Below are 25,623 nucleotides of genomic sequence, written 5' to 3' on the forward strand. Positions count from 1 at the left end.
CGAAGGTCCCCCATTCGTAGGAGTCCCGGTGACGCAGAGTGGACAGGGCGAGGAGCCCTCGGCGCGGCCCGCGCGCGAAGGCATCGTGCTGCCCTCCGACGGAGGCGCACCCCTCCTGCCGGGTATGACGGGCGGACGCGGTGACCACCAGTCGGGCGGGCAGCCCGCGATAGCGCCCCCGGCGGGCGGCCAGTCGTGGGGCGGGTCGTGGGGCCCGGACCAGCAGCAGGACCCACAGCACCACCATCAGCACCAGACCCCGGCCCCGCCGCCGGGCCAGGGCTGGGGAGAACCGCAACAGCAGCCGCAGCAGCCGGCGCAGCAGTGGGGCGCCGCCCCCGAGCAGCCCGCTCCGTCCCCGTGGGGCGCCCAGGACGGCATCCCCGGCCAGCCGGGTGCCCTGCCCCAGGAGAGCGCCCAGCACGCGGCCTACGGCGTGCAGCAGCAGTCGTACGCACAGGAGTACCCGTCGGGATACGCCCCGGAGCACTCCGCCGGGTACGTCGGCGCGGGCTACGCGTCCGACCAGGCGCCCGCGACACCCCAGGCCGCCGGCCAGGGCTACGGCTACGGCTACGGCGCGGACCAGCAGTCCGGCGCCCACCAGTCGTCCGCCGCGGCCCTGCCGGCCGCGGCCCCCGTGTTCCCGAGCGCCCCGCTGCCGCCCGCCGACGAGGGTGCGACGCAGTACATCCCGCCCGTGGTCAACATGCCCGGCGACGAAGGCGCCACCCAGTTCCTGCCGCCGGTCACCGCCGCCGGACTGGCCGCGATGGACGAGGGCGCGACCCAGTACATCCCGCCCGTCGGGCCCGGCGCGCTGCCGCCCGAGATGCCCGCGGGCCCGATGCCGCAGGCCGCGCACCCCGACGCGCAGCCCACGCAGTTCCTCCCGCCGGTGCCCGCGCAGGGCGCCGCTCCCGGGTACGGGGCGCGGGCGGGCGGGCCGGACGACCGGCAGCCGCCCGCCGAGTTCGACAACCTCTTCCGCAGCGACGCCGGGAGCGAGCAGCCCGCCGGGTCCACGCAGCAGATGCCCCGCTTCCAGCAGCCGCCGCGCGCCGAGCAGCCGGGCCAGCAGGGCTACGGGCAGGCCCAGCCGCCGTACGCGCAGCAGGGTTACGCGCAGCCCTCGTACGCCCCGCCAGGGGACGGCGGCGGCCGGCGCGGGGCGCAGGGCGACGACGGCGGCCGGGGCGGGCGCCGTTCGCGGGTGCCGCTGATCGCCGGGGTCGGGGTCGGTATCGCGATCCTCGGGGTCGGTGCCGGGGCGCTGCTCAGCGGGGGCGGCGGCAAGAGCGACGACACCAACAAGACGGTCGCCGCCACCTCGGCCGCGACGGACGGTTCCTCGTCGGCGGGCACCGATGCCGCGAAGGAACAGGCCGTCGCCCTGGACAAGTTGCTCGCCGACAGCGGCAGCAGCCGTGCCTCGGTGATCAACGCCGTAGGCAATGTGAAGGCCTGCAACAAGCTCGGCGACTCGGCCTCCGATCTGCGGGACGCCGCGAAGCAGCGTGCCGAACTGGTCACCAAGCTCTCGCAGTTGACGGTGGACAAGCTGCCGGAGAACGCGGCCCTGACCACCGCCCTCACCAACGCGTGGAAGGCGTCGGCGGCGGCCGACAACCACTACGCGACCTGGGCCGACCAGGCCGCCGGCAAGCACGGCTGCAAGAAGGGCCAGGCCCGCACCACCGGCCAGACCGCGGCCGGCAACGCGGCGAGCGGCACCGCCAGCAACCAGAAGGTCAAGGCCTCCGCCCTCTGGAACACCATCGCGAAGACCTACGGCCTGACCCAGCGCCAGCCGACCCAGCTCTGACCACTCCCGACGGCGCGGATCTCAGTCGAGGTCCGCGCCGTCCAAGGTCTTCGTCATGTCGAAGAAGCCCTTCTTCGCGGACACCAGAACGCCCTTCCGTACGACCTGAAGGGTCACGTCCGCGTTGACCAGCCGGGCCAGGCCGACCGAGGCGAGGTTGTCGTCGCGGGGGCTCCACTGGAGCGTCGGCGTGAGCCCGCCCGTGTTGACCTTCACACCGTCGTCGAGGGCGCGCCGCACGGTGTCGGCGGTGATGTCGCCGCTGCCGAGCGAGTTCACGACGGTCTTGAACGCGGTGTACGCGATCCAGGTGGTCTGCACCCCCGCGTCCGCGGGATCGATGCGGTTGTCGCCGAAGGCCACCTCGTTGACGGCCTTCTTCATCGGATCCCAGCGCGCGTCGCTCGCGACCGGGTACCAGCCCGTGATGTACGACCCCTCGTACGGCCCGGACTGCCCGCCCGTCGAGTTGATCTCGGTCTGGTCGACGCTGCCGAGCACGGTCGCGGCGTGCACCGCGGGATAGTCCTCGCGGTCGCGCCGGAAGGAGTCCATGAAGGTGTCGGTACGGTCCCCGAGCGAGGGCACCACACAGCCCTCCTTGTCCGCGTCGCCGCTCGCGCTCTCCAGGGCGCGCGTCGACTGGCTGGAGTACTCGGTGGAGTCGTCGGCCGCGAGCTGGTCGGTCGCCGGCGCGTGGCCGCCCGCGGCGAGCCCGGCGTTCAGCAGCGGGGGCAGGTCGTCGCCGGCGATGGAGTCGGGCCGTACGAGGGTGACCGGGCCGCAGGTCGGGGCGAGTTCCTTGCCGAGGCCCGCCAGGAGCGCGGGCTGGCCGCCGTTGACGGGGTAGGACAGGGCGCGGGTGAACTCCTCGGTCGTCACGCCGTAGCCGCCTATGTACGGGATGCCGGCGCCCTCCAGCGGGGCGAAGTACGAGTCGCTGAACTCGCTGTAGGAGCCGACGACCGCGACGACGTCCTCCTGCACGGCCTGCCGGGCGCACTTCGCGGCGGACACGCTGGTGTTGTGGTCGTTGCAGGTCAGGACCTTGAGTTTGCGGCCGTTGATACCGCCGTGCTTGTTGATCCACTTCGCGTACGCCGTCGCCATGGCGGGCATGCCGGGCTTGTTGGTCGCGTCGGTGTCCCACGGCGCCCAGGTCATGACGGTGATCGACCCGTCCCCGGAGCCCGCCGCGGTACCGGGGATGACCCCGCAGCCGGCCACGAGCGAGGCGCACGCCCCCAGAGCGGCCGCCGACAAGACGGTCGCTCTGACGGGCCGGGTGAAGGTGAGGAGGAAGGTGCTGCGGTTGCGTCGCCTGCCTGTCATGGACAGACACGCTTCCGCCACACCACTAACCCGGGAGTGACTCGTGGTCAACAAGTGGTGACGCGGAGGTGAATTACGGGGGGCGTTCCTGTGTGTGTGACGAGGAACGTACGATCGATGACCGTGCAAGGTTCGGAGAACTCTTCCCGTCGCCCCCGTCGCTCCTCCACCATGGGCGGCATGCCACTGAACGACATGCCCTGGTGGCGCTGGCGCAGCAACGTGCGTTCCGCGCTGCACATGCTCTCCGATCCGGCGTTCCAGCAGAACGTCTGGCTGGCCGGTGTCGACGGGTACGGGGACGTCACCGACGCCGTCTACCGCCTCGTCGAGGACACCTGGCTCGACAACTGGTCCGCCGAGAAGTACGTCGGCACGATCTTCCGCGACTCCCAGGAGGCGGCCCTCGTGGACACCGCCGTCCTGCGCGTCCTGCGGATCATGCACCAAGTCGGCCCCGACGCCCATGTCTCCGTGTACGTCGACCACGAGGCGTGGCCGGAGGCGGTGCGGGCGGCGCGCGACGCGCACGTCCGGATGGCGGTGAGCGACGGGGACGACCCGGATACGCCGCCGCGGACGCTTGAGGTGCTGCAGATCATCACGCGGTCCGCGTAGACCGGCGGGGGTGGGACGGCCGGTCCGGGTGATGGACGGCCGGTCCGGGTGGCGGACGGCGGTGCCTCCGTTCAGGGGGATATGGGACCCTGTCCTGCATGAACGCCCAGTCCACCGCCGCCGCGGCAGCCGCCGACCAGTACGTCCTCACCCTGTCGTGCCCCGACAAGCAGGGCATCGTGCACGCCGTGTCGAGCTACCTCTTCATGACCGGCTGCAACATCGAGGACAGCCAGCAGTTCGGCGACCACGACACGGGACTGTTCTTCATGCGCGTCCACTTCTCGGCGGAGTCGCCGGTGACGGTGGAGAAGCTGCGGGCGAGCTTCGCGGCGATCGGTGACGCTTTCCACATGGACTGGCAGGTCAACCGGGCCGCGGACCGGATGCGGGTCGTGCTCATGGTCAGCAAGTTCGGGCACTGTCTGAACGACCTGCTGTTCCGGGCCCGGATCGGGGCGCTGCCGGTGGAGATCGCGGCGGTGGTGTCCAACCACACGGACTTCGCCGAGCTGGTGGAGTCGTACCACATCCCCTTCCACCACATCCCGGTGACGAAGGACAACAAGGCCGAGGCCGAGGCGCGGATCCTCGACGTGGTCCGCGAGGAGAACGTCGAACTCGTCGTCCTGGCCCGGTACATGCAGGTCCTCTCCGACGACCTCTGCAAGGCGCTCAGCGGGCGGATCATCAACATCCACCACTCGTTCCTGCCGAGCTTCAAGGGCGCGAAGCCGTATCACCAGGCTCACCTGCGGGGCGTGAAGCTGATCGGTGCGACGGCGCACTATGTGACCGCCGACCTCGACGAGGGGCCGATCATCGAGCAGGAGGTCGAGCGGGTGGGGCATGACGTGACGCCGGACCAGTTGGTGGCGATCGGGCGGGACGTGGAGTGCCAGGCGCTGGCGCGGGCCGTCAAGTGGCACGCCGAGCGCCGAATCCTCTTGAACGGGCGCCGGACTGTCGTGTTCGCCTAGGAGCGCGGGGGTTGCTGGTTCGGGGGCGGCTGCGGGTGCGTGGGGGTTGGTCGCGCAGTTCCTCGCGCCCCTGAGGGGGGCGGTTTCGGGTGGCTGCGGGTGCGTCGTGGCTGGTCGCGCAGTTCCTCGCGCCCCTAAAAAACTGGGCGCGGGTTTCGGGTTCGACTGAGGGTGCGTGGGGGCTGAGCGCGCAGTTCCCCGCGCCCCTGAGGGGGGTTCGGGTTCGTCGACGGGTGCGGGTAGTTCGTGGTTGCTCGCGCAGTTCCCCGCGCCCCTTCGAAACGGGCGGCTCGTTTAAGGGGCGCGGGGAACTGCGCGACCAGCCCCCACTCACCCGCACTCCCCGACGACTCCGCAACCCACCCCTACATCCGGCTCAACGACGCCGTGGCGAACAGCACATCCCGGATCGCCTCCCGGTCACCGAGTTGACCCGCGGCCGCCTCCTCCGGCGACACATGCCCCGCGGCCAGGTGGCAGAACTCGACGCCGTCCAGGGCGATATGGGCAACCTCACGCTCGGCCGACCCCACCGCCCCGGGTGAGTCGAGGGCGATCAACCACTCACCGCCACCATGCCCTTCGATCTCCAGCCGCAGGCTACGACCGGGCTCGCCGGCCGCGACAAGATGCCGCCCGCTCAGCGGCGAAGCCAATCCATGCCGCCGCCGCTCGGCCAGCACCACCGGCAACATGCGCGCGGCGAGGTCGATCATCCGGTTCAGGTAGCGCGGGGACGGCGGATCGTACGGATAGTCCACCGCCTCCGCGATGTCCCCCGCGTGCACCCAGCACTCGAAGGCCCGGTCGAGCATCGCATCGTGCAACGGAAGCTCGAAGTCGCCGTAGGAGACGGCCAGTTTGCCGGTGCTGCCGCCGGTGAACGACACCGTGCGGACGATGTTGTGGCTCTGCTCGCGCCACGGCGAGCGGATGGACCGGGTCGGCGGGAAGTGCGACGACTGCCAGTACGCCTCGGTGCGCGAGGCCGGCGTCATGGGCTTCGCGGTCTCCCCGGTCAGCGGGTCGTCGAGCCCCAGCGCCGCCGCGACCAGGCCGTCGACGGTCAGCAGATGCGCGATGACCCCGGCGACAGTCGTACGACGGCTCGTCGGCCCGTCGCCCTCGAACCAGCGCAGCCGCACGGGCGCGTGCCACTCGGCGTCACCTATGTCCTGCAACAGGGCGTCCAGGCGGGCGGTCTCGGCGTCGTACGGCGTCGCCCACTCCGGCACCGGGATACGCGGCGGCCGGCGTTCGAAGGAGCTGGTCAGGACGCGGGTGCGCAGGCCGGGGTCGAGGTCCAGGGGTTCGACGGGGTGCAGCAGCCCGACCGCGCCGCGCAGCCGCAGCGCCTCGTCCGCGCAGGCACCGCACTCGCCGAGGTGCTCCTCCACCGCCGCCGTCTCCGCCGCCGAACACGCGGCCAGCGCCCACGCGCCGAGCAGCGCCTTCAGCACCCGGTGCTCCAGCACCAGCGGCACGGCCCGCGACTCGGCCGCGTCCAGCTCGGGCAGCGGGCGGCCGGTGTCCTCCACGGAGGCACGCGGCATCGGAATCCGCGGTGGCTCACCCTCACCGCTCACGGAACCACTGTCCACGGAACCGTCACCGGGACCGCCCGGCCCACCCTGCATGCCGTCGTCGTCGCCGTCGTCGTTCACCGAACCGCCGTTCCCGGAGCCGTCGTTCACAGGGCGGCCCTCCTCGGGGTCGCCAGGCCTGCCAGGCCCACCCGGACCACCGGACCCACCCTGCGCCGGCACGACCTCCTCACGCTCCCCGGCCCCTTCGCCGTACCTCTCGTACCTCTCGAAGCCCTCCCGCCACGCGTCGCTCACGCCCCACCTCCCGCTCCCGGCGGTGCGCCGGCGTCGTGGGCGGTGGACAGGAGCTGGAGGCCGAGGCGGAGGCGGCGGCGGGCCTCGTCCTCGGTGACGCCGAGGTCGACGGCGGTCTGGCGGTAGTCACGGCGCTGGAAGTAGGCCAGCTCCAGGGCGGCCCGCAGCGGGGCGGGCATGGACGTGACGATGTAGTCGGCGCGGGCGGCGACGGAGGCGCGGCGGACCTTGCGCTCCAGCTCCTCCGTGGAGCCCTCGCCGCTGTGGGCGAGGGCGACGGTCTCGGTGGCGCGCAGGCGCTGCACGGCGAGGCGGTGGGTCAGCGCGGCCACCCAGGAGCGCAGGGGGCCCTGCCGGGGGTCGTAGGCGTCGGGGTGTTCCCACACGTGGGCGAAGACCTCGCGGGTGATGCCGTCGGCGGCGCGCTCGTCGCCCAGCACGCGGTGGGCGAGGGAGTGCACGAGGGAGGCGAAGCGGTCGTACAGCTCACCGAGGGCCGCCGCCTCGCCGCGGGCGAGCCGCTGCTGCATCTTGCGGTCCCAGCGGGGCGGTGCGTCCTTCGTCGCCATGCGGCCCCCTCACCGTGTCCGTGCCCGAGTCAAGCGTGCGCTCACCGTCTCTTCGAATGTAGTGGGCACGTCTGACAGCGCACCCCCCATTCTGCAATTGCACGCCCCCGAAGCGGCGCGGGTGGTAACGGATCTGCGCCTACCCCACCCACATCTGATCGAACAGGATCGAAGGCGACTAAAACAAGCCTCTTCGGGCCGGTTTCCGTTTCTGTGGCCGTGTTTCAGGGAACGGCCGCTGGGCAGCCGCGCTGCAAGGAAGCGTAGGTACGGCTTCCGTTTCCGGACGGTCTCCGGGAGTTCCGGCTAGCGAAAGGCTCGATGGTGGCCTTCAAAGTGAACGACGGCGAGCGCGGCGGCTGGTCCGTACTCCTCGTGTCCGGCGAACTGGACCTGGTGACCTCGCCGGTGCTGCGCCAGCGGGTGCACGACGTGGTGGCCGAGGGGCAGCACAGCCTGGTCCTGGACCTCTCCGAGGTGCTGTTCTGCGACTCCAGCGGCGTCGGCGTGCTCATCGCCTCCCGCCGCCTGATCCGCTCCTGCCAGGGCCACCTGCGCGTGGTGCTGCCGGCACAGGGCGCGGTCGACGGCTCGCACGTCAACCGGGTGCTCGGCGCCCTCGGGGTGCGCCGCCTCTTCGACGTCTATTCCGATGTGATGACGGCCACAGAAGAGGAGCCCGAGGACGAGGCGGACCCCCTCTCGGCGTGACACCGGGGGTCCGTGGCGTGACGTCGTTGTTTCGGAATTTCCCCGGTCTTGGTACAAGCGTCGTTTTCCGCTCCCGGACCCGCCCCGGCGTCGTACGCTCCCTGCCAAGTGCACCCCACATGAGTAAGGCGGCCCGAAAGACATGGTCAGCACCGAGTACGAGCGACGGATCGCCGCCCGGTTCGCCACCTTCGACCAGGACGGCAACGGCTTCATCGACCGGGAGGACTTCAGCTCGGCGGCCAAGGCGCTGCTCGCGGAGTTCGGTACGGCGGCCCGCTCCGACAAGGGCCAGGCCCTGTACATCGGCGCGGAGGCGTTCTGGCAGGGCATGGCCGGCATCGCCGACCGGGACGGCGATCAGCGCGTCAGCCGCGAGGAGTTCGTGAACGGCGCGGTCAAGCGCCTGCGCGACAACCCGGAGCGCTTCGCCGAGATCGGCCGCCCCTTCCTGCACGCGGCCCTCGACGTCGCGGACCCGGACGGCGACGGCTCGGCCACCATCGCGGACACCGTGCGCGTCCTCAAGGCCCTCGGCGTGCCCGACGACATCGCCGCCATGGCGGCCGACGCCCTCGACACGGACAGCGACGGCAAGGTCGGCGAGGCGGAGATCATCTCCTCCTTCGCCCGCTACTTCACCGTCCCCGAATAGCGTTCCCGCAGCTTGTACTTGAGCACCTTGCGCAAGGCGTCGTTGCGCGGAAGGGCGTCCACGATCTCCAGCTGTTCCGGCAGCTTGTGGACGGACAGCCCTTCCGCGCGCAGATAGTCCGTGACGGCGGCAAGGGTCAACTCGTCGGCCCCCGGCGGCTGTTCGACCACCGCGCAGACCCGCTCCCCACGCTCCGCGTCCGGCAGCCCCACGACGGCCACGTCCCCGACGCCCGGATGCGCGGCCAGCAGGTCCTCGATCTCCTTCGCCGAGATGTTCTCCCCCTTGCGGATGATCACGTCCTTGAGCCGCCCGGTGAGAATCAGATGCCCGCTCGCGGTCACCTCCCCGAGGTCCCCGGTCCGCAGAAACCCCTCCGCGTCGAACGCCTCCGCCGTCTGCGCCGGGTCCAAGTACCCCTGACACACGGCCTCCCCGCGCAGCCGAACCTCCCCGCCCGCCGCGATCCGTATCTCCATCCCGTCCGGCGGCCGCCCCTCGGTCGTCGCCAGATTCTCCACGGTGTCGTCGGGCGCCCCCATCGTGATCATCGGCACCTCGGTCATGCCGTATCCGTGGGTGAGCTGGACCCCCATCTCCCGTACGACGGAGTGGTAGACCTCCGGCGGCTTGGGGGCGCCGCCGCCCGCGAGCAGCCGGAGCGAGGGAATCACCTTCTCGCCCGGCTGCTTGCGCTGCTCGGCAAGGAACATGGAATAGAAGGCGGTTGAGCCGCCGGCGACCGTCACGCCGTGCTTGCGGTACCCCTCCAGCGCGTCCGGCAGCGCGAACTGCTCGAACATCACCGCCGGGAAGCCGTAGAGCAGCAGCATCACCGTGTAGTCGGGTCCGGCTATGTGCGCGTACGGGAAGGCCATCGAGCCCACGTCGTCCGCCGTGAGGCGGAGCGCGTGCGCGAGGCACGAGCCGCCCGCGATCAGTGAACGGTCCGTGTGCAGCACACCCTTGGGGTCGGAGGTGGTGCCGGAGGTCCAGTAGATCCAGCGGACCGAGGTGCCGTCGGCGGGCGGCGCGGGCAGCGACGCCGGGTCACCGTCCGGGAGTTGAGCGCCGTCGTACGCCTCGAAGATCCCCTTCGCGCCGAGCCGTCGCGCCATCTCCGCGTAGTCGAAGCCGCGCCAGGTGCCCGGCACCGCGAAGTACTCCGCCTTCGACTCCCGTAGCGCGAAGCCGACTTCGCGGTCGCGGTAGAAGGGGATCACCGGTGTCTGTACGGCGCCCAGGCGGGCCAGCGCGAAGGAGAGCAGGGCCGTCTCGATGCGGGTGGGCAACTGCCAGGCGACGACCGTGCCGGGGCGGACACCCATGCCGTACAGACCGGCCGCGACCCGCTCCGACCGGTCGCGCAACTCGCCGAAGCTCAGGGCCCGGTCGTCCTGGAGGAGGACCGGGCGGTCGGGGGTCAAGTCGGCGCGGCGGACGACCAGTTCCCACAGGGTGCGGGAGGAACTCAGGGAGTGCGGCGTCTCGTTCATGGTCCCCCTCCTTGGCTGACGACTCGTCAGGTGACATGCTATCTGACGGGTCATCAGATAAGTACCGTCCCGGCGGAGGGGAACCCATGACCACCGAACTGCCCCGCATCATCAGCGTCGACGATCACGTGATCGAACCCGCGCACCTCTTCGAGACCTGGCTGCCGAAGAAGTACCGGGACCGCGGCCCCCAGCCGCTCACCGCCGGAATCGGCGAACTCGCCTACGTGGCGGGCAAGTACCAGATCACGATGGACCCGGACGGCCCGCCCACCGACTGGTGGATCTACGAGGACCTCAAGTTCCCGTACAAGCGCAACATCGCCGCCGTCGGCTTCGACCGCGACGAGATGACCCTGGAGGGCATCACCCGCGAACAGATGCGCCCCGGCTGCTGGGACCCGGCCGAGCGGCTCAAGGACATGGACCTCAACCACGTCGAGGGCTCGCTCTGCTTCCCGACCTTCCCGCGCTTCTGCGGCCAGACCTTCGCCGAGGCGCACGACAAGGAGGTCGCGCTCGCCTGCGTCCGCGCCTACAACGACTGGATGGTCGAGGAGTGGTGCGGCGACAGCGGCGGCCGGCTCATCCCGCTGTGTCTGATCCCCTTGTGGGACGTCGAGTTGGCCGTGGCGGAGATCCGCCGCAACGCGGCACGCGGCGTACGCGCGATGACCTTCTCCGAGATCCCCACCTACCTCGGGCTGCCGTCCATCCACTCCGGCTACTGGGACCCGTTCTTCGCGGTCTGCCAGGAGACGGGCACGGTCGTCAACATGCACATCGGCAGCAGCTCCCAGATGCCCGCCGCCTCCCCGGACGCGCCCCCCGCCGTACAGGCCTCGCTCTCCTTCAACAACGCGATGGCCTCGATGATGGACTTCCTCTTCAGCGGGGTCCTGGTGAAGTTCCCGACCCTCAAACTCGCCTACTCCGAAGGGCAGATGGGCTGGATCCCGTATGCCCTGGAACGCGCCGACGACGTGTGGGAGGAGCACCGCGCGTGGGGCGGTGTGCGCGACCTGATCCCCGAGCCGCCGTCCACGTACTACTACCGCCAGATGTTCTGCTGCTTCTTCCGCGACAAGCACGGGGTCGCCTCGCTGGACGTGGTGGGCCGGGACAACGCGACCTTCGAGACCGACTACCCGCACGTCGACTCGACCTTCCCGCACACCAAGGAGGTCGCCCTCGACCATGTGAAGGGCCTCGACGACGAGACGGTCTACAAGCTGATGCGGGGCAACGCGATCCGCATGCTGGGCCTGGACCTCGACAAGTAATGGACCTCTCCTACACGGCCGAGGAGGACGAGTTCCGGGCGCGGCTGCGGGACTGGCTGACGAAGGTGCTGCCCACCTTGCCCTCGAAGCCGTCCCCGGACGACTGGCCCGCCCGCCGCGCCTACGACCTCGGCTGGCAGCGGATGTTGTACGACGCCGGGTACGCCGACGTGCACTGGGGCGCGTCCCCGACGACCCGGCTGATCTTCCTGGAGGAGACGGAGAAGGCGGGCGCGCCCTACGTAGGGGCCAATTTCGTGGGGCTGTTGCACGCCGGGCCGACGATCGCCGCCGAGGGAACGCCCGAGCAGCGGGAGCGCTGGCTGCCGCCCGTGCTGCGCGGCGACGAGGTGTGGTGCCAGGGCTTCAGCGAACCCGACGCCGGTTCCGACCTCGCGGCGTTGCGCACGCGTGCGTGGCGCGACGGCGACGACTACGTGGTGACCGGTTCCAAGATCTGGACCTCGCATGCCGAAGTCGCCGACTGGTGCGAACTGTTGGTCCGGACTGACCCGTCGGCGCCCAAGCATCGGGGGATCAGCTGGCTCGCCATGCCCATGGACGCGGCGGGCATCACCGTACGGCCGCTGCGGACGCTCGCCGGGTCCGCCGAGTTCGCCGAGGTGTTCCTCGACGAGGTGCGGGTGCCGGTCGGCAACCGGGTCGGGGACGAGAACGACGGGTGGCGCGTGACGATGGTGACGCTGTCGTTCGAGCGCGGTACGGCCTTTGTGGGTGAAGTCGTCGCCTGTCGGCGGGTGTTGGGTGAGCTGGCGGTGGAGGCTCGGCGGAACGGACGGTGGGACGACCCTGTGCTCAGGCGTCAACTGGGGCGGTTGAACGCCGAGTTCCGGGCGTTGTGGCGGCTTACTCAGTGGAATGTGAGTGAGGCGGAAGCCTCCGGCGGCGTCCCGGGTGTGGGCGGCTCGGTCTTCAAACTGCGGTATTCGCATGCGCGGCAGGAGTTGTACGACGCGGCGGCGGATGTTCTTGGGGCGAACTCCCTTGATCTGGAGCGGCCTTGGGTGCTGGACCGGTTGTCGTCGCTGTCCTACACGATCGCTGCGGGTACGTCTCAGATTCAGCAGAACATCGTGGCTGAGCGGATTTTGGGGTTGCCGAAGGGGCGCTGACATGCGGTTTCAACTCACCGATGATCAAAAGGCGTTGCGGGCTGTTGTGCGGGATGTGGTCGGTCGTTCGTCGGGTGCGGGTGTGTGGGGGCTGGGCGCGCAGTTCCCCGCGCCCCTACGGGGCGCTCCTCAGCTGGACCGGGGCTTTTGGCGGGCCCTTGGAGAGCTTGGGGTGTTCTCCCTGCGGTTGCCCGAAGCGGATGGCGGAGCTGGACTCGGGTTGCCCGAGGCCGTGTTGGTGTTTGAGGAGCTTGGGTGGGCGTTGGTGCCGGGGCCCTTGGTGGCTACGCATCTCGCGGCCGGGGTGGTGCCCGGGGCGGCCACCGGGGAGACGGTTGTCGCCGCTGCCGACGGGAGTCTCGTGGAGTGGCTGGACGAGGCCGATGTCGTGTTGCCGGGGGCCGAGGGGGCCGTAGCGCTGCGGTCGGTGGATCCGTTGACGCCGGTGCATCGGGTGCCGGCTCCGGCGCGGGTCGACCCTGTCGCTGTTCTTCTCACCGCCGCCGAGCAGCTCGGTACCGCCGGGCGTGTGTGTGGGCTGGCGGTGCAACACGCCCGGACGCGGGAGCAGTTCGGGCAGCCGATCGGGGCGTTCCAGGCCGTCAAGCATCTGTGCGCGCAGTCGTTGGTGCGGGTGGAGGTGGCGCGGGCCGCCGTGTACGCCGCGGCCGTGACCGGGGACGCGGTGGAGATCGCGGCGGCGCGGTTGTTGGCCGACGAGGCGGCGGTGCGGGGGGCCCGGGACTGTTTGCAGGTGCATGGCGGGATGGGCTTCACCTGGGAGTCCGAGGTCCATCTGCACCTGAAACGGGCGTGGGTGCGTGCTCGGCGTGGTGGTGGGGGCACGGAGAGTGAGGAGTTGCTCGCGGCTGATCTGCTGGCCCGCGCGGCCTAGCGGGGCGCCTGCCTGCGGCGACGGGAACGGGCCCGACAACGGTGTCGCGGATCGTGGCACGGCGGAATCACGGAGCGTTGATATCGGGTTGTGTCCTACGCGTGACTTGTCACGGCCTGGAGTCGTCTGTGGGCTCCGGTACCTTGTGTGGGATGCGAGTGGTTCAAGGTACGAGCCATGCCGGAGTTGCCTGTGAGGCGGCCCCGGAACGGGCGGTGCGCGCCGCCGCTCGCACGGCAGAACGGGCTTTCACCCCTGCCTGTTCGACTTCCCGCAGTGAGCGTCGCACAGTATCCCGCACACGTACTCCTTCGCGCTGGAATATGCCCGAAGCGCTTGTTGGGGTGACTGAACGTCAACCATGCTGTCTCGCAAGGGATTCACGTTCCGTGACCCTTGTTCTGGCCGTTGTTCTGGTCATGCAGGAAATGGCTACGATCGTGGCCCTCGTGAGGCGCGAGGCCAAGTGTCCGCCGGTTCGGATGGTGTGAGCGGTGCAGGTGCTTCAAGTGCAGCTGGAGATCCGGCCCGACCCCGCTGAGGTGGGGCGAGCCCGGCGGTGGGCGCGCTCACGGCTCGCCGGGTCCGGGATAGAGGCCGACGAACCACTCGCGGAGACGCTGATCCTGCTCGTCTCCGAGCTGGTCACCAACGCCGTGGTGCACACGGGGTGTCCGGCCGTGCTGCGGCTCTCCCTGCCGGGTGTGGCGACCGAGTCGGCCACCGTACGGCTGGAGGTCGCCGACACCAGCTGCAAGGCCCCCGTGCCGCGCTGCGCGGACGGCGACGAGACCGGCGGCCGCGGCCTGGCCCTGGTGGACGGCCTCGCCGACCGCTGGGGCTGGAGCGCCGAGGGAACCGGCAAGCGCATCTGGTGCGAGATCGACCGGAACAGCGAACCCCGGGAGGCCGCGTTCGGGGGCGGCGTCACGGCGTACGAGGGCTTCGAGTTCGAGGGCTTCGCGTACGAGGCGGTGTAGCCGCCGAGGTGTCCCGGGTGCCCGGAGTGGATGTCCGGCGTGGTGTCCCGTGCGGCGGTGTAGGTGCTGCCTGCAAGTGCCGGGCGGAGATGCGCCGGGCTGTGCTTCCGTGCGCGCCCTGTGATAAATGGGGCTTAGCGAACAAATCCCCGGATGGGCGTTGACGCGACGTGACCATGTGGTCACGCTTGTGGGCAGCGATTCGCCGCGAGGGGACGACGAGGGCTTCGGTGACGGGGGCCCTCGGCGAGTGTGGGTCGCGTTCGGCGTGGGTCCCCTCGGGGCCGGGGGCCAGGACGGGGCGCCGGAGTCGGATGGCGGCACGCGGTGCCGTGCTCGGGGCGGGCAGCAGCGCGCCGCCATCCGACCGTAAGTCCGGCCCTCGTCAAAACCGGACTGTCCTAGAGGATGGCGATCGGGGCCACCGGGGTTCCCGTCGCGCCCACGAAAGGTTCGGGCATCGCCGACAGGAAGAACGCGTAGCGGTTTTCTTGTCCACAGGCTGTGGACAACTCTTCGAGATTCCAGTTCTGGCCCTGCAACATGCCCATCTCGACCAGATCGAGAGCGTGCACCGGCAGCCACAAGTCGTCTATTTCCGGCGGAAATATCTCAAAGGTCAGGGTGTCGTTGGCGACCGCCGCGACATCCCGCGCGTGGAACCATTCCGGCGTACGGACCGACAGCCCGGGCGACGGATAGCCGTACCCGTGCTTGTCGCCGGCCAGATACACCTGCACCTGCCCGGTCCGTACGAGCACGATGTCGCCCGCGCGGACCTGTGTGCCGGCGAACTCCTCGGCCGCTTCGAGGTCTTCCGGGGTGACGGCGTGGCCGCCTTCGAGGCGATCGACGCCACGCGCGCGTGCCACGTCGAGCAGGACCCCGCGCGAGACGATGTGCCGGGCCTTGTCGATCCCGCTGAACTCGGCGCCGCCGTGCGGGGTCACGGTGCCGGCCGGGCGGCCGTTGTAGAGCTTCCCGGAGTGCGAGACGTGGGTCAGCGCGTCCCAGTGCGTGCCCGCCTGTAGCCCCATCGTCACGGCGTCGTCGCTGCACGCGACCGTTCCCGGGCCGAAGAGCTCCTGGTTGATCTGCACCATCGCGTGCAGCGGGTTGATCCGGCCGGGGATCAACCCCGTCTGCACACCGTCCTGTTGGAGGGGGAGGGCGAGGGGGATGCGGCGGCCGGTGCGGATCTCGCCGGCGGCGGCCCGGATCACGTCATCGGTGATCAGGTTCAGCGTGCCGATCTCGTCGTCCGACCCCCAACGGCCCCAGTTGTTCACGCGCTTGGCGATGTCGTGGAACTCCGGACCAAGTGACGGCGGTGACGTCTGCGGTGACATCGGGGCCTCCCCGGGGCTTGTCCTCAGGTATCTGACGGGTCGTAGAATCTGAGTCGAATCTAACGGACCGTCAGAAACCGCGGGAGGGGCCGGACATGGGGAACTTCTTGGCTGGCAAGGTCATCGCCGTGACGGGCGCGGGGCGGGGGATCGGGCGGGCGGTCGCGCTGGCGGCTGCCGCCGAGGGGGCGCGGGTTGTCGTCAACGACTACGGCGTCTCGATGGACGGGGTGTCGCCGACGAGTGAGATCGCCGAGGGCGTGGTCAAGGAGATCTTGGCTGCGGGCGGGGAGGCCGTTGCCGTTGCCGATGACATCTCGACGATGGCTGGGGGGCAGCGGGTTGTCGATGTCGCGGTGTCGTCGTTCGGGCGGATCGATGGGGTGGTGTGCGTTGCCGGGATTTTGCGGGAGCGGATGCTTTTCAACATGTCCGAGGAGGAGTGGGATCCGGTTCTCGCCACCCACTTGAAGGGGACGTTCACTGTATTTCGGGCGGCTTCTGCGGTTATGCGGAAGCAGCGGGCCGGGACCTTGATCGGGTTCACCAGCGGGAATCATCAGGGGTCGGTTTCGCAGGCTAATTACAGTGCGGCGAAGGGGGGGATTATTTCGCTCGTGCGAAGCGCTGCCCTGGGGTTGAACAAGTATGGGGTTACCGCCAACGCGGTCGCGCCTGTCGCTCGTACGCGGATGTCTGCGAACGTTCCTATGGAGTTGGCGGAGATCGGGTCGGCGGAGGATGTTGCGGCGCTGGTTGTTTATCTGTTGTCGGACTCGGCTCGGGAGCAGGAGATTACCGGGCAGGTTTACACCGTTGCCGGGCCGAAGATCGCGGTGTGGGCTCAGCCTCGGGAGTTGCGGGCCGCGTATGCCTCCGGTGGGTGGACGGTTGACAAGATCGCGGAGTTTTTGCCGGGGTCGGTGGGGGTGGATCCGATGCCGATGCTTTCTCGGTTGCAGGAGATGGAGAGGGCTGCGCGGGGTGGGGAGCGGCCTAACGCCTAGTGGGGTAGGGGTGCGGTTGTGTGGCGGGTACGGGTTCGTTGTGGCTGGTCGCGCCCACGCGGCGGAGCCGCAAATCGATACAGCCTCGCGCCCCTGGGCGGAGCTGGTCTGAGCGGTGTTCTTAAGGAGCCCCCTGTGGAATTTGGATTTGCTGCCGAGGATGAAGTGTTCCGGGCGGAGGTTCGGGCTTGGCTCTCTGAGCATGTTGATTCGGATCAGGATCGGCGTGCGTGGGAGCGGACGCTTGGTAAAAGTGGGTGGATCGGGCTGGGTTGGCCGGAGGCCGGGTATGGGAATCGGACCGGGACTCTTACCCAACAGGTCGCCTGGGCCGAGGAGTACGCGCGGTCGGACGCGCCGCCCCGGTCCGGGCACATTGGGGAGAACCTTCTCGCCCCCACCCTCATCGCGCACGGCACCGACGAGCAGAAGTCCCGTTTCCTGCCCGCCATAGCCGCGGGGGACGAGCTCTGGTGTCAGGGGTACAGCGAGCCGGGGGCCGGGTCGGATCTGGCGGGCGTGCGGACCAGTGCCGTGCGGGATGGCGGTGACGGGAGCTATCGGGTCACCGGGCAGAAGATATGGACCTCGCTCGCTCATGAGGCCGACTGGTGTTTTGTGCTGGCTCGGACCGAGGTGGGGTCGCGGCGGCACCGGGGGTTGAGTTTTCTGCTGGTGCCGATGGATCAGCCGGGGTGTGTCGAGGTGCGGCCCATACGGCAGTTGACCGGGACCAGTGAGTTCAACGAGGTGTTTTTCGATGGGGCGCGCGTGCGTGCCGAGCATGTGGTCGGGGGTGAGGGGGAGGGGTGGAAGGTCGCCATGAGTCTGCTCGGGTTCGAGCGGGGCGTGTCGACCCTGGCCCAACAGATCGGGTTCGCGAGTGAGTTGGGGCGGGTGGTCGAGGCCGCCGTTGCCTCGGGGGCTGTGGGTGATCCCGTTCTGCGCGATCGACTCGTGCGGCAGTGGGCCGAGTTGAAGGCCATGCGGTGGAATGCCCTGCGGACCCTCGGGCGGGCCGGGGACGCGGGGGCTCCCAGTGTGGCCAAGCTGCTGTGGGGCGGGTGGCATCAGCGGCTCGGGGAGCTGGCGATGCAGGTGCGGGGGGCCGCGGCGACGGTCGGGCCGGTGGACTGGACGCCGTCCCTGTCGTACGAACTCGACGTGTTCCAGCACCTGTTCCTCTTTTCGCGGGCCGACACGATCTACGGCGGCTCGGACCAGGTTCAGCGCACGATCATCGCCGAGCGGGTGCTCGGTCTGCCCAGGGAACCCAAGGGGGTCGTCTGATGCGCGGTGTGGTCTTCGACGGCAAGCAGATCCAGGTCGTGGACGATCTGGAGGTCCGGGAGCCGGGGCCCGGGGAAGTGCTGGTCGCGATCTCGGCGGCCGGGTTGTGCCACAGCGACCTGTCTGTAGTGGACGGGACCATACCTTTCCCCGTTCCTGTGGTGCTGGGGCATGAGGGTGCCGGGGTGGTGGAGGCCGTAGGTATGGGCGTCACCCATGTCGGGCCCGGGGACCATGTGGCCCTTTCGACGCTCGCCAACTGTGGGACCTGCGCCGAGTGCGACCGGGGGCGGCCGACCATGTGCCGGCAGGCCATCGGGCGGCCGGGGAAGCCGTTCTCGCGGGGCGGGCGGTCCGTGTACCAGTTCGCCTCCAACTCCGCCTTCGCCGAGCGGACCGTGGTGAAGGCCGTGCAGGCCGTGCGGATTCCGAAGGACATTCCGATGCCGTCCGCCGCGCTCATCGGGTGCGGGGTGTTGACGGGAGTGGGTGCTGTGCTGAATCGGGCGCGGGTTGGTCTCGGGGACAGCGTCGTCGTCATCGGGACCGGGGGTATCGGGCTCAATGTTCTTCAAGGGGCCCGGATCGCGGGGGCGTTGACGATCGTCGCCGTGGATGCGAACCCCGGGAAGGAGGGGGTGGCGCGGCAGTTCGGGGCCACGCACTTCCTCACGTCGGCGGAGGGTGTGCGGGAGATCCTGCCGAACGGGGCCGATCACGCCTTCGAGTGTGTGGGGCGGGTGGAGTTGATCCGGCAGGCCGTGGATCTGCTCGACCGGCATGGGCAGGCGGTGTTGCTCGGGGTGCCGCCGGCTACCGCCGAGGCGTCCTTCCTCGTCTCCTCCATGTATTTGGACAAGTCGATCCTCGGGTGCCGGTACGGGTCGTCGCGGCCGCAGCGGGACATCGCCCTGTACGCCCAGCTGTATCGCGAAGGGCGGTTGCTGCTCGATGAGTTGGTGACCGAGACGTATCCCGTCGAGGACTTCGAGAAGGCGGCGGAGGACGCGGAGGCGGGGCGGGTGGCGCGCGGGGTTCTCACGTTCTGACGGCGGCGTCGGGCGGGTTTGACCGTGCCATGGCTGGAGTTGTCCACAGGCGGGGATAATCCGTGGGCGTTGTCAGTCCCGGCCCGTAGCGTTTTGGCATGACTTACCGCGATGTCGTCTCCCGACAGGTCCTGGCCTGGGCCTGCACCGCCGTCGGTGCCCGGATGCCGGTGGCCATGGCGCCGCTGGCCCTGGTCTTCCTGGTGCGCGAGCGGCCGGGCGGCTACTCGCTGGGCGCGATACTCGCGGCGGCCTACGTCCTGGGGGAGATCGGCGGAGCGCCGGTGCTCGGGATGCGGTTGCGGCCGGAGCGGGCGCGGGTTCAGCTGGCCGTCGGGCTCGCGGTCGGGACGGTGGGGTTTCTGGGGCTCGGGGTGTTTCCGGGAGCGCATCCCGTGGTGCTCGCCGGGTTCGCGTTCGTCGCCGGGGGCGCGCCGGCCGCCGCCACCGGCGGACTGCGCACGCTGCTCAGCGAGTTGGTGCCGGCGCGGTCCGTGGCGCAGGCCTTGTCCGTCGAGTCGATACTGACGGCGGGTGTGTGGGCCGTGTCTCCGGCCGCGGTGGCCGGGTTGGCGCTCGGGGTCGCGCCGAGGGCGCCGTTGCTGCTCGCGGCCGGGTTGATGGCCTGGTCGGTCGCGGGGTTGTGGCTGCTGCCGGCCCGGTGGGGCGCGGGCGAGGCGGACGGCGCGGGTGGGGACGGTCCTCCGCTGCTCCGGGTGCTGGTCGGTGCCTGGCCGGTGTATGTCGTCGGCGCGGCCAGCCTCGCCCTGCTCGGCCTGTCCGAACTCGTCCTCCCCGCTCTCCTCGAACAGCGCGGCATCGGCGTCGGCTGGTCCGGCCCGCTGCTGACCGGGATGGCGGTGGGCGGTGGGCTGGGCGCGTTCGTCTACGGCTTGCGCGGCTGGCCGGGGCTGTTGCGCACCCGCAGTCTGGTGCTGATGACCGGCACCTCGGTGTGTGTGGCGCTGGCCGCGGTGATACCGGCCACGGCGGGGATCGCGGTCGCGCTGGTCATGGGCGGCACGCTCCAGTCGGGCGCGATGCTCACCCGGAATCTCTCCCTGCGTGAGGTGCTCCCACCGCGTGCGCTGGCCGCGGGGTACTCGGTGATGTACGCGGCGGCGGGGGCGGGTTACGCGGCTACCGGATCGTTGGCCGGTGCGTTGCTGAAGGTGGCCGCGCCGTCGACCGCGATTCTGGCGGGGGTGTGCTTGACCGTGGGGATGACCGGTGTGGGGTGGTGGGGGGAGGTTCGGCGGGCGCGGCGGGTTGCGCGGGCAGGGCCGGCGGGGTGTGCGGCGGAGCGTGGCGGGGTTGCCGTAGCGCTCGGGGGTGTTGGGGCTGGGGCGGTTGTCGAGGGTGGGAGCGCTACGGGGGTGCGGGGTGACGGGTGAAGGGGGAGGGGTGAGGGGGGCTGTGAATGGTTCGGGATGCTGAACTTGCCGTAGAACCGGGTCAGTTGAGGGCGCCTACCGTTGCCGTTGCTCCCGTTGCTCCCGTTGCTCCCGTTGCTCCCGTTGCTCCCGTGCGGAAGGTGCGGCGGTAGCCGGTCGGGGTGACGCCCAGGGCTGATTGGAGGTGCTGGCGCATTGACTGGGCGGTGCCGAAGCCGGCGTCCGTGGCGACCTGGTCCATGGAGAGGTCGGTGGACTCGAGGAGGTGCCGGGCGCGTTCGACGCGTTGTTGGGTGAGCCACTGGCCGGGGCTGATGCCGACCTCCTCGCGGAAGCGGCGGGTGAAGGTGCGCACGGACATCGCCTCCTGCTCGGCCATGTCCCGGAGTTGGAGGGGTTCGTGGAGGCGGGCCAGGGCCCAGGTGCGGGCGGCGGTCGTGGTCGCCACCTGCGGGTCCGGCACCGGGCGGTGGATGTACTGCGCCTGGCCGCCGTCGCGGTGGGGCGGTACGACCGTGCGGCGGGCGACGTCGTTGGCGACCGCGGTGCCGTGGTCGCGGCGGACCATGTGCAGGCACAGGTCGATGCCGGCGGCGACACCGGCGGAGGTGAGGACGTCGCCGTCGTCGATGAACAGGACGTCCGCGTCGACCTCGATCTGCGGGAACAGTTCCTGGAAGCGTTCGGCGTCCGCCCAGTGCGTGGTGGCGGGGCGGCCGTCGAGGAGACCGGCGGCGGCGAGGACGTAGACGCCGGTGCAGATGGAGGCGAGGCGGGTGCCGGGGCGGATGTGGGAGAGGGCGGCGGTGAGTTCGGGGGTGAGGACGCCCTCCTCGAAGACCGGGCCGAGTTCGTACGACGCCGGGACGATCACCGTGTCGGCGGTGGCCAGGGCCTCCGGGCCGTTCGGGACGTGGATGGCGAAGTCGGCGTCGGTGTCGACCGGGCCGGGCGGGCGGACCGAGCAGGTGACGACCTCGTACAGCAGCCGCCCCTCGGCGTCCCGGGGGCGGCCGAAGATGCGGTGCGGGATGCCCAGCTCGAAGGGGAGGAGGCCGTCGAGGGCGAGGACGACGACGCGGTGCGGGCGGAAACCGTCGATGGTGGCTGTGGCCATGGCTCGATTGTATGGCCCGATCCTAGTGAATGCTGTCCTTCGGGCCAGTGGCTCGGAGGGGTGGGATGCCGGAAGCTCGTTGACGTGACGCAGACAACCGATGCCGCGCCCGGCCCCGACACCGCCGGGGAGCCCGGCCCCGAGCCCAGTAGCCGCAGCCGTAGCGGTAGCCGTCGTACCCGCCCGCGGCGGAGCCGCATGATGTCACTGCACCGTGCCTGGTTCGTCGCCGCCGTCACGTTCGTGACGATCATCGGCGCGGCGGCGTTCCGTTCGCTGCCCGGGCTGCTGATCGATCCGCTGCACCAGGAGTTCGGGTGGTCGCGCGGCACGATCGGGGCGGCGGCGTCGATCAACCTCGCGCTGTACGGGCTGACGGCCCCCTTCGCGGCGGCGCTGATGGACCGCTTCGGCATCCGGCGTGTGGTCGCGGTCGCGCTGACCGTGATCGCGCTCGGGTCCGGCCTGACCGTGTGGATGACGGCGCCGTGGCAACTGCTGCTGTGCTGGGGCCTGTTGGTGGGGCTGGGCAGTGGCTCGATGGCGCTCGCGTTCGCGGCGACGGTCACCAACCGCTGGTTCACCACGCGGAAGGGCCTGGTCACCGGCATTCTCACGGCGGCCTCGGCGTCAGGCCAGCTGATCTTCCTGCCGTTGCTGTCCTGGATAGTCGAGGAGCACAGTTGGCGCCCGGCGGCGGTGACCGTGTCCCTCGCGGCGCTGGCCGTGGTCCCCTTCGTGTGGCTGCTGCTGCGGGACCACCCGGCGGACGTGGGTGCGAAGCCGTACGGGGCGACCGAGTTCGTACCGAAGCCGGCACCGGTGACGGGGGCGGCCCGCCGTACGGTCACGGTGCTGTTCAAGGCGGTCCGCACGGGCCCGTTCTGGCTGCTGGCCGGGACCTTCGCGATCTGCGGCGCGTCCACGAACGGTCTGATCCAGACCCACTTCGTGCCCGCCGCCCACGACCACGGCATGCCCATCACGGCGGCGGCCTCGCTGCTCGCGGTGATCGGCGTCTTCGACGTGGTCGGCACGATCGCCTCCGGCTGGTTCACCGACCGCTTCGAACCCCGCCGCCTGCTCGCCGTCTACTACGCCCTGCGCGGCATCTCCCTCCTCTTCCTCCCCATGCTGCTGGCCCCCACGGTCCACCCGCCCATGCTCTTCTTCATCGTCTTCTACGGCCTCGACTGGGTCGCCACGGTTCCCCCGACCCTCGCCCTGTGCCGCGAGCAGTACGGCGAGGACAGCGCGATCGTCTTCGGCTGGGTCCTCGCCTCCCACCAGATCGGCGCGGCGCTCGTCGCCTTCCTGGGCGGGGTCGCCCGGGACGCGTTCGGGACGTACGACATGGTCTGGTACGTGTCGGGGGCGCTGTGCGCGGTGGCGGCGCTGATGGCGCTGGTGATCCGGCGGCGGCCGGTCGTGGGGACGGTCGCGGTCGCGGTGGCGTGACGGCTACGGGGCGGAGGTGATGTTCCCCTTCGCGTCCACGGTGTGGGTCTGCCAGTACGTGTCCCACTTGTCGTCGACGTGCTGCGGCACCTTCCCCTTCGGGTACCGCGCATAGCCGCTCGGCGGGGTGTCGCCGTTCGTCACGCAGGCGCCGCCCGCGGTGCTGCCCACGGCCAGGACCGGGTACTCGCCCCCGCCGCACATGGCGTCCGCCGTGGAGAACGAGCAGGCGGACAGCAGCCAGGCGGTGGATATCAGGACGGACGTGAGAACGGCGACTCGCGTGCGCTTGCTCATGGTGGAGGTCCCCCGGTCAGCTGCTCGAATGCTCGAATCGGTCTGAGAGCAAGACTGTCGGAGGAGCGGCGGACCTCCTTGAGTACGCGGGCTCAGCATCGGAGCGCGGGTTACTCATGAGCACTCATGCGCGGGTCACTCAGGAGCACTCGGAGGAACCGGTACCACGGCGCGTCCTCGCCGCTGTCCGTCAGCCGGCCGGCCGCACCGGCGCGCTGCTGCGCCCGTGCCCCCGGCCACTGAGTTCGGCGTCGAACGTCTCCTGGGCGACGCGCATGACCTCGGCGTACTCGGGTTGCCGCAGCCGCTTCCACATCTCGTCCTCGGGGACGTCCTCCACGTGGGCGACGACCCACCAGATGTTGCCGAAGGGGTCCTTGACCCGGCCGCCGCGGTGCCCGAAGGCGTCGTTCGCCAGGGGGGTGACGACCTGGCTGCCTGCGTCGACGGCCTGCGCGAACGCCCGGTCCGCGTCGGGTACGAACACGCGGAGCAGGCTCGGCATGACGGGCCAGTCCGCGGCCCGGTCGAAGGCCAGCACGACGGTGTCCCCGACCCGGATCTCGCCGTGCCCGATCGCTCCGCCCTCGGTCACCACCCGCCCGAGTTCGTCCCCGTCGAACGCCGCCGCGATGAAGTCGAGAAAGGCTCCCGTGTCGTCGGTGACGACCCAGGGCGCGACGGTGGTGTAGCCCTCCGGGGCGGAGTTGGTCTGCTGGGGCATGGGGGTTCCCTTCGTCGCTGCCGGGTTTCGGGAGCGACGATAGGAGAGGGATAGGACAGGTTCTGTCCTACTGACGTAGCTGTCAGAGGGAGCTGCCTGACGTGGCGGTCAGAGAAGGCGGCCTGACGTGACGGTCAGAGGAAGCGGCCCCGGTGGAACAGCAGCGGAGCCGCGTCCCCCTCGTCCGCCACCCCCAGCCCGTCCACCCGTCCCACCACGATCAGATGGTCGCCCCCGGTGTGCACCGCGTGGATCGTGCAGTCGACCCAGGCCGCGGCGTCGGTGAGGCGGGGGGAGCCGGAGACGGGGGAGGTGTCGTACGGGACGCCCGCGAACTTGTCCGTGCCGCTCACCGCGAAGCCGCGGCACAACTCGCCCTGGTGGGCGGCGAGTACGTTGACGCAGAAGACGCCGGCGCGGGCGATACGCGGCCAGGTCGTCGAGGTGCGGCCGACCATGAAGACGACGAGGGGCGGGTCGAGGGAGAGGGCGGAGAAGGACTGGCAGGCGAAGCCGGCGGGACCGGGTTCGCCGGCGGTCGCCGGGGCGGTGATCACGGTCACGCCGGTCGCGAACGTGCCCAGGACACGCCGGAATTCACCCTGGTCGACCGGTGCCCGCTCGTCGTCCGTGACACACCGAAGCTCCGGCCGCGGCAGCGCCTCGACAGGCTGCGCGGCCGGAGCGCTTGCGGCCGACCTGAGGTACCGGACGGCGGCCGCGGCCGCCCCTGCGTGTCCCATCACATCGCCCATTGAAGCTGACGGATCATCAGATAGGAAGGGGTACGGCCACGCCGTCATCCGGAGCCGGAGGCTCCCTCAAGTCGCCTGTCCTCAGGGGGGATTCACAGGTTGCGGGGCAGAACATGGGGGTTACGTCGCCCCACGGACCCCTCCGGGTCACCCCCTGCTCGCCCATCCCCAGCAGTGTTGCGGAACGACCGCCACCGGTACCTCACCGGTGGCAGCCGTGACCTGAGGAGCACCCACACGATGAACCGTCTCACCGCACGCGGCGGAGCCGTGGCCGCCGTCGCCGGCCTCGCGCTGACGCTCGCCGCCGCCCTGCCCGCGCAGGCCGCCGACTCGACCGTCACCGAGTCCCAATGGCTGACCGACGTCGCCGCCGTCACCGGCCCCGCGCAGACCTACATCGACTCCCGTGCCGCCGCGAACACCTCGGGTGCCAAGCAGGCGATCGTCCTCGACATCGACAACACCTCGCTGGAGACCTACTTCGAGGGCGGCATCACCGTCCCCGCGACCCCGCCGGTGCTCGCCCTCGCCCAGGACGCGCACGCCAAGGGCATCAGCGTGTTCTTCGTCAGCGCCCGCAGCAACCTGTTCAACGCGGTCACCAAGTCCAACCTGACGAAGGTCGGTTACCCGGTCGACGGCCTCTACGCCCGCACGGTCGCGGAGTTGCTGACCAAGTCCATCGCCGACTTCAAGACCTCGCAGCGCGAGGCGATCGAGGCGAACGGCTACGACATCATCGCCAACATCGGCAACAACACGACCGACCTGTCCGGCGGCTACGCCGACACGACGTACAAACTGCCCGACTACGACGGCCTGTTGGACTGACCCGCACAACGGCCGTGGGCCCGCGCGGAGT

The 25,623-nt window shown here is 70.4% G+C and carries 24 protein-coding genes; 15 read left to right on the plus strand and 9 right to left on the minus strand.

The window, feature by feature from the left end; translation table 11 throughout:
• Positions 1–28: 28 nt before the first annotated feature.
• A complete protein-coding gene (locus OG714_RS28825) occupies positions 29–1,825 on the plus strand; it encodes a hypothetical protein (RefSeq protein WP_406125270.1) in 1,797 nt (598 codons plus the stop codon).
• A gap of 21 nt (positions 1,826–1,846) precedes the next feature.
• Here OG714_RS28825 and OG714_RS28830 read toward each other — a convergent pair whose 3' ends face one another.
• Positions 1,847–3,157 carry an ABC transporter substrate-binding protein gene (locus OG714_RS28830; RefSeq protein WP_406125271.1) on the minus strand — a complete coding sequence of 437 codons (1,311 nt, stop codon included), beginning with the start codon at positions 3,155–3,157 and terminating at the stop codon, positions 1,847–1,849.
• 117 nt (positions 3,158–3,274) lie between these two features.
• On the opposite strand from OG714_RS28830, the gene OG714_RS28835 reads away from it, so the two are divergent.
• Positions 3,275–3,775 carry a hypothetical protein gene (locus OG714_RS28835; RefSeq protein WP_406125273.1) on the plus strand — a complete coding sequence of 167 codons (501 nt, stop codon included), beginning with the start codon at positions 3,275–3,277 and terminating at the stop codon, positions 3,773–3,775.
• A gap of 98 nt (positions 3,776–3,873) precedes the next feature.
• Positions 3,874–4,755, plus strand: a complete 882-nt coding sequence (gene purU / locus OG714_RS28840; protein WP_406125275.1) for a formyltetrahydrofolate deformylase — start codon at positions 3,874–3,876, stop codon at positions 4,753–4,755.
• 365 nt (positions 4,756–5,120) lie between these two features.
• On the opposite strand, the gene OG714_RS28845 is transcribed toward purU, so the two are convergent.
• Positions 5,121–6,392 carry a zf-HC2 domain-containing protein gene (locus OG714_RS28845; protein WP_406131991.1) on the minus strand — a complete coding sequence of 424 codons (1,272 nt, stop codon included), beginning with the start codon at positions 6,390–6,392 and terminating at the stop codon, positions 5,121–5,123.
• 200 nt (positions 6,393–6,592) lie between these two features.
• On the minus strand, positions 6,593–7,165 hold the full coding sequence (locus OG714_RS28850) for a sigma-70 family RNA polymerase sigma factor (protein WP_406125277.1): 573 nt from the start codon (positions 7,163–7,165) through the stop codon (positions 6,593–6,595).
• 321 nt (positions 7,166–7,486) lie between these two features.
• On the opposite strand from OG714_RS28850, the gene OG714_RS28855 reads away from it, so the two are divergent.
• Together OG714_RS28855 and OG714_RS28860 are read left to right on the plus strand one after the other, a co-directional pair.
• Positions 7,487–7,876, plus strand: a complete 390-nt coding sequence (locus tag OG714_RS28855) for an STAS domain-containing protein (RefSeq protein ID WP_406125278.1) — start codon at positions 7,487–7,489, stop codon at positions 7,874–7,876.
• A gap of 142 nt (positions 7,877–8,018) precedes the next feature.
• A complete protein-coding gene (locus tag OG714_RS28860) occupies positions 8,019–8,531 on the plus strand; it encodes an EF-hand domain-containing protein (protein ID WP_365305779.1) in 513 nt (170 codons plus the stop codon).
• Here OG714_RS28860 and OG714_RS28865 read toward each other — a convergent pair.
• Positions 8,510–10,027, minus strand: a complete 1,518-nt coding sequence (locus OG714_RS28865; RefSeq protein WP_406125280.1) for a class I adenylate-forming enzyme family protein — start codon at positions 10,025–10,027, stop codon at positions 8,510–8,512. The genes OG714_RS28860 and OG714_RS28865 overlap by 22 nt on opposite strands.
• Positions 10,028–10,113: 86 nt before the next feature.
• On the opposite strand from OG714_RS28865, the gene OG714_RS28870 reads away from it, so the two are divergent.
• The 4 genes from OG714_RS28870 to OG714_RS28885 all read left to right on the plus strand — a co-directional run bounded on the left by OG714_RS28870 (position 10,114) and on the right by OG714_RS28885 (position 14,318).
• Positions 10,114–11,310 carry an amidohydrolase family protein gene (locus tag OG714_RS28870; RefSeq protein WP_327403266.1) on the plus strand — a complete coding sequence of 399 codons (1,197 nt, stop codon included), beginning with the start codon at positions 10,114–10,116 and terminating at the stop codon, positions 11,308–11,310.
• Positions 11,310–12,443, plus strand: coding sequence for an acyl-CoA dehydrogenase family protein (locus tag OG714_RS28875; protein WP_406125283.1), 1,134 nt, complete (start codon positions 11,310–11,312; stop codon positions 12,441–12,443). Before OG714_RS28870 ends, OG714_RS28875 begins: the two co-directional genes overlap by 1 nt.
• 1 nt (position 12,444) lies before the next feature.
• Positions 12,445–13,338: an acyl-CoA dehydrogenase family protein gene (locus OG714_RS28880; protein ID WP_406125285.1), complete on the plus strand. Its 894-nt coding sequence runs from the start codon at positions 12,445–12,447 to the stop codon at positions 13,336–13,338.
• A gap of 509 nt (positions 13,339–13,847) precedes the next feature.
• Positions 13,848–14,318 carry an ATP-binding protein gene (locus OG714_RS28885; RefSeq protein ID WP_406131992.1) on the plus strand — a complete coding sequence of 157 codons (471 nt, stop codon included), beginning with the start codon at positions 13,848–13,850 and terminating at the stop codon, positions 14,316–14,318.
• A 401-nt stretch (positions 14,319–14,719) separates the two neighbouring features.
• On the opposite strand, the gene OG714_RS28890 is transcribed toward OG714_RS28885, so the two are convergent.
• Entirely contained in the window at positions 14,720–15,667 is a 948-nt protein-coding gene (locus tag OG714_RS28890) for a cyclase family protein (protein ID WP_406125287.1), read from the minus strand.
• A 95-nt stretch (positions 15,668–15,762) separates the two neighbouring features.
• On the opposite strand from OG714_RS28890, the gene OG714_RS28895 reads away from it, so the two are divergent.
• The 4 genes from OG714_RS28895 (at position 15,763) to OG714_RS28910 (ending at position 20,407) form a co-directional block, all read left to right on the plus strand.
• Entirely contained in the window at positions 15,763–16,674 is a 912-nt protein-coding gene (locus tag OG714_RS28895) for an SDR family NAD(P)-dependent oxidoreductase (RefSeq protein WP_406125289.1), read from the plus strand.
• Positions 16,675–16,809: 135 nt separating this feature from the next.
• Entirely contained in the window at positions 16,810–17,964 is a 1,155-nt protein-coding gene (locus OG714_RS28900) for an acyl-CoA dehydrogenase family protein (RefSeq protein WP_406125291.1), read from the plus strand.
• The gene (locus OG714_RS28905; RefSeq protein ID WP_406125293.1) at positions 17,964–19,013 is read left to right on the plus strand and encodes a Zn-dependent alcohol dehydrogenase; all 1,050 of its coding nucleotides are present in this window, start codon (positions 17,964–17,966) and stop codon (positions 19,011–19,013) included. Before OG714_RS28900 ends, OG714_RS28905 begins: the two co-directional genes overlap by 1 nt.
• A gap of 98 nt (positions 19,014–19,111) precedes the next feature.
• Complete coding sequence (locus tag OG714_RS28910; protein WP_406125295.1) at positions 19,112–20,407, plus strand: MFS transporter; 1,296 nt, start codon at positions 19,112–19,114, stop codon at positions 20,405–20,407.
• A 61-nt stretch (positions 20,408–20,468) separates the two neighbouring features.
• Here the strand turns inward: OG714_RS28910 and OG714_RS28915 are convergent, their stop codons facing one another.
• Complete coding sequence (locus OG714_RS28915) at positions 20,469–21,524, minus strand: GlxA family transcriptional regulator (RefSeq protein WP_406125297.1); 1,056 nt, start codon at positions 21,522–21,524, stop codon at positions 20,469–20,471.
• Between the two features lie 84 nt (positions 21,525–21,608).
• Here OG714_RS28915 and OG714_RS28920 point away from each other — a divergent pair, with 84 nt between their 5' ends.
• The gene (locus OG714_RS28920) at positions 21,609–22,982 is read left to right on the plus strand and encodes an MFS transporter (RefSeq protein ID WP_406125298.1); all 1,374 of its coding nucleotides are present in this window, start codon (positions 21,609–21,611) and stop codon (positions 22,980–22,982) included.
• Between the two features lie 3 nt (positions 22,983–22,985).
• Here the strand turns inward: OG714_RS28920 and OG714_RS28925 are convergent, their stop codons facing one another.
• The 3 genes from OG714_RS28925 to OG714_RS28935 form a co-directional block, all read right to left on the minus strand.
• Entirely contained in the window at positions 22,986–23,279 is a 294-nt protein-coding gene (locus tag OG714_RS28925; RefSeq protein ID WP_406125300.1) for an SCO0607 family lipoprotein, read from the minus strand.
• A gap of 190 nt (positions 23,280–23,469) precedes the next feature.
• Positions 23,470–24,003: a VOC family protein gene (locus OG714_RS28930; RefSeq protein ID WP_406125302.1), complete on the minus strand. Its 534-nt coding sequence runs from the start codon at positions 24,001–24,003 to the stop codon at positions 23,470–23,472.
• Positions 24,004–24,137: 134 nt separating this feature from the next.
• Positions 24,138–24,746 carry a flavin reductase family protein gene (locus OG714_RS28935; protein ID WP_406125304.1) on the minus strand — a complete coding sequence of 203 codons (609 nt, stop codon included), beginning with the start codon at positions 24,744–24,746 and terminating at the stop codon, positions 24,138–24,140.
• 252 nt (positions 24,747–24,998) lie between these two features.
• On the opposite strand from OG714_RS28935, the gene OG714_RS28940 reads away from it, so the two are divergent.
• Complete coding sequence (locus tag OG714_RS28940; RefSeq protein ID WP_406125306.1) at positions 24,999–25,592, plus strand: HAD family acid phosphatase; 594 nt, start codon at positions 24,999–25,001, stop codon at positions 25,590–25,592.
• Positions 25,593–25,623: the final 31 nt, after the last annotated feature.

The sequence above is a fragment of the Streptomyces sp. NBC_00989 genome, assembly GCF_045162655.1.
Taxonomy (GTDB): domain Bacteria; phylum Actinomycetota; class Actinomycetes; order Streptomycetales; family Streptomycetaceae; genus Streptomyces.

What these genes read in the sequence shown, in the direction of transcription:
- OG714_RS28910 (WP_406125295.1), top strand. Translation starts at nt 19,112, where the DNA reads ATGACTTACCGCGATGTCGTCTCCCGACAGGTCCTGGCCTGGGCCTGC.
- OG714_RS28905 (WP_406125293.1), top strand. Translation starts at nt 17,964, where the DNA reads ATGCGCGGTGTGGTCTTCGACGGCAAGCAGATCCAGGTCGTGGACGAT.
- OG714_RS28895 (WP_406125289.1), top strand. Translation starts at nt 15,763, where the DNA reads ATGGGGAACTTCTTGGCTGGCAAGGTCATCGCCGTGACGGGCGCGGGG.
- OG714_RS28860 (WP_365305779.1), top strand. Translation starts at nt 8,019, where the DNA reads ATGGTCAGCACCGAGTACGAGCGACGGATCGCCGCCCGGTTCGCCACC.
- OG714_RS28855 (WP_406125278.1), top strand. Translation starts at nt 7,487, where the DNA reads ATGGTGGCCTTCAAAGTGAACGACGGCGAGCGCGGCGGCTGGTCCGTA.
- OG714_RS28875 (WP_406125283.1), top strand. Translation starts at nt 11,310, where the DNA reads ATGGACCTCTCCTACACGGCCGAGGAGGACGAGTTCCGGGCGCGGCTG.
- OG714_RS28930 (WP_406125302.1), bottom strand. Translation starts at nt 24,003, where the DNA reads ATGCCCCAGCAGACCAACTCCGCCCCGGAGGGCTACACCACCGTCGCG.
- OG714_RS28940 (WP_406125306.1), top strand. Translation starts at nt 24,999, where the DNA reads ATGAACCGTCTCACCGCACGCGGCGGAGCCGTGGCCGCCGTCGCCGGC.
- OG714_RS28915 (WP_406125297.1), bottom strand. Translation starts at nt 21,524, where the DNA reads ATGGCCACAGCCACCATCGACGGTTTCCGCCCGCACCGCGTCGTCGTC.
- OG714_RS28845 (WP_406131991.1), bottom strand. Translation starts at nt 6,392, where the DNA reads ATGCAGGGTGGGCCGGGCGGTCCCGGTGACGGTTCCGTGGACAGTGGT.
- OG714_RS28890 (WP_406125287.1), bottom strand. Translation starts at nt 15,667, where the DNA reads ATGTCACCGCAGACGTCACCGCCGTCACTTGGTCCGGAGTTCCACGAC.
- OG714_RS28880 (WP_406125285.1), top strand. Translation starts at nt 12,445, where the DNA reads ATGCGGTTTCAACTCACCGATGATCAAAAGGCGTTGCGGGCTGTTGTG.
- OG714_RS28870 (WP_327403266.1), top strand. Translation starts at nt 10,114, where the DNA reads ATGACCACCGAACTGCCCCGCATCATCAGCGTCGACGATCACGTGATC.
- OG714_RS28830 (WP_406125271.1), bottom strand. Translation starts at nt 3,157, where the DNA reads ATGACAGGCAGGCGACGCAACCGCAGCACCTTCCTCCTCACCTTCACC.
- OG714_RS28865 (WP_406125280.1), bottom strand. Translation starts at nt 10,027, where the DNA reads ATGAACGAGACGCCGCACTCCCTGAGTTCCTCCCGCACCCTGTGGGAA.
- OG714_RS28850 (WP_406125277.1), bottom strand. Translation starts at nt 7,165, where the DNA reads ATGGCGACGAAGGACGCACCGCCCCGCTGGGACCGCAAGATGCAGCAG.
- OG714_RS28835 (WP_406125273.1), top strand. Translation starts at nt 3,275, where the DNA reads ATGACCGTGCAAGGTTCGGAGAACTCTTCCCGTCGCCCCCGTCGCTCC.
- purU (WP_406125275.1), top strand. Translation starts at nt 3,874, where the DNA reads ATGAACGCCCAGTCCACCGCCGCCGCGGCAGCCGCCGACCAGTACGTC.
- OG714_RS28935 (WP_406125304.1), bottom strand. Translation starts at nt 24,746, where the DNA reads ATGGGACACGCAGGGGCGGCCGCGGCCGCCGTCCGGTACCTCAGGTCG.
- OG714_RS28925 (WP_406125300.1), bottom strand. Translation starts at nt 23,279, where the DNA reads ATGAGCAAGCGCACGCGAGTCGCCGTTCTCACGTCCGTCCTGATATCC.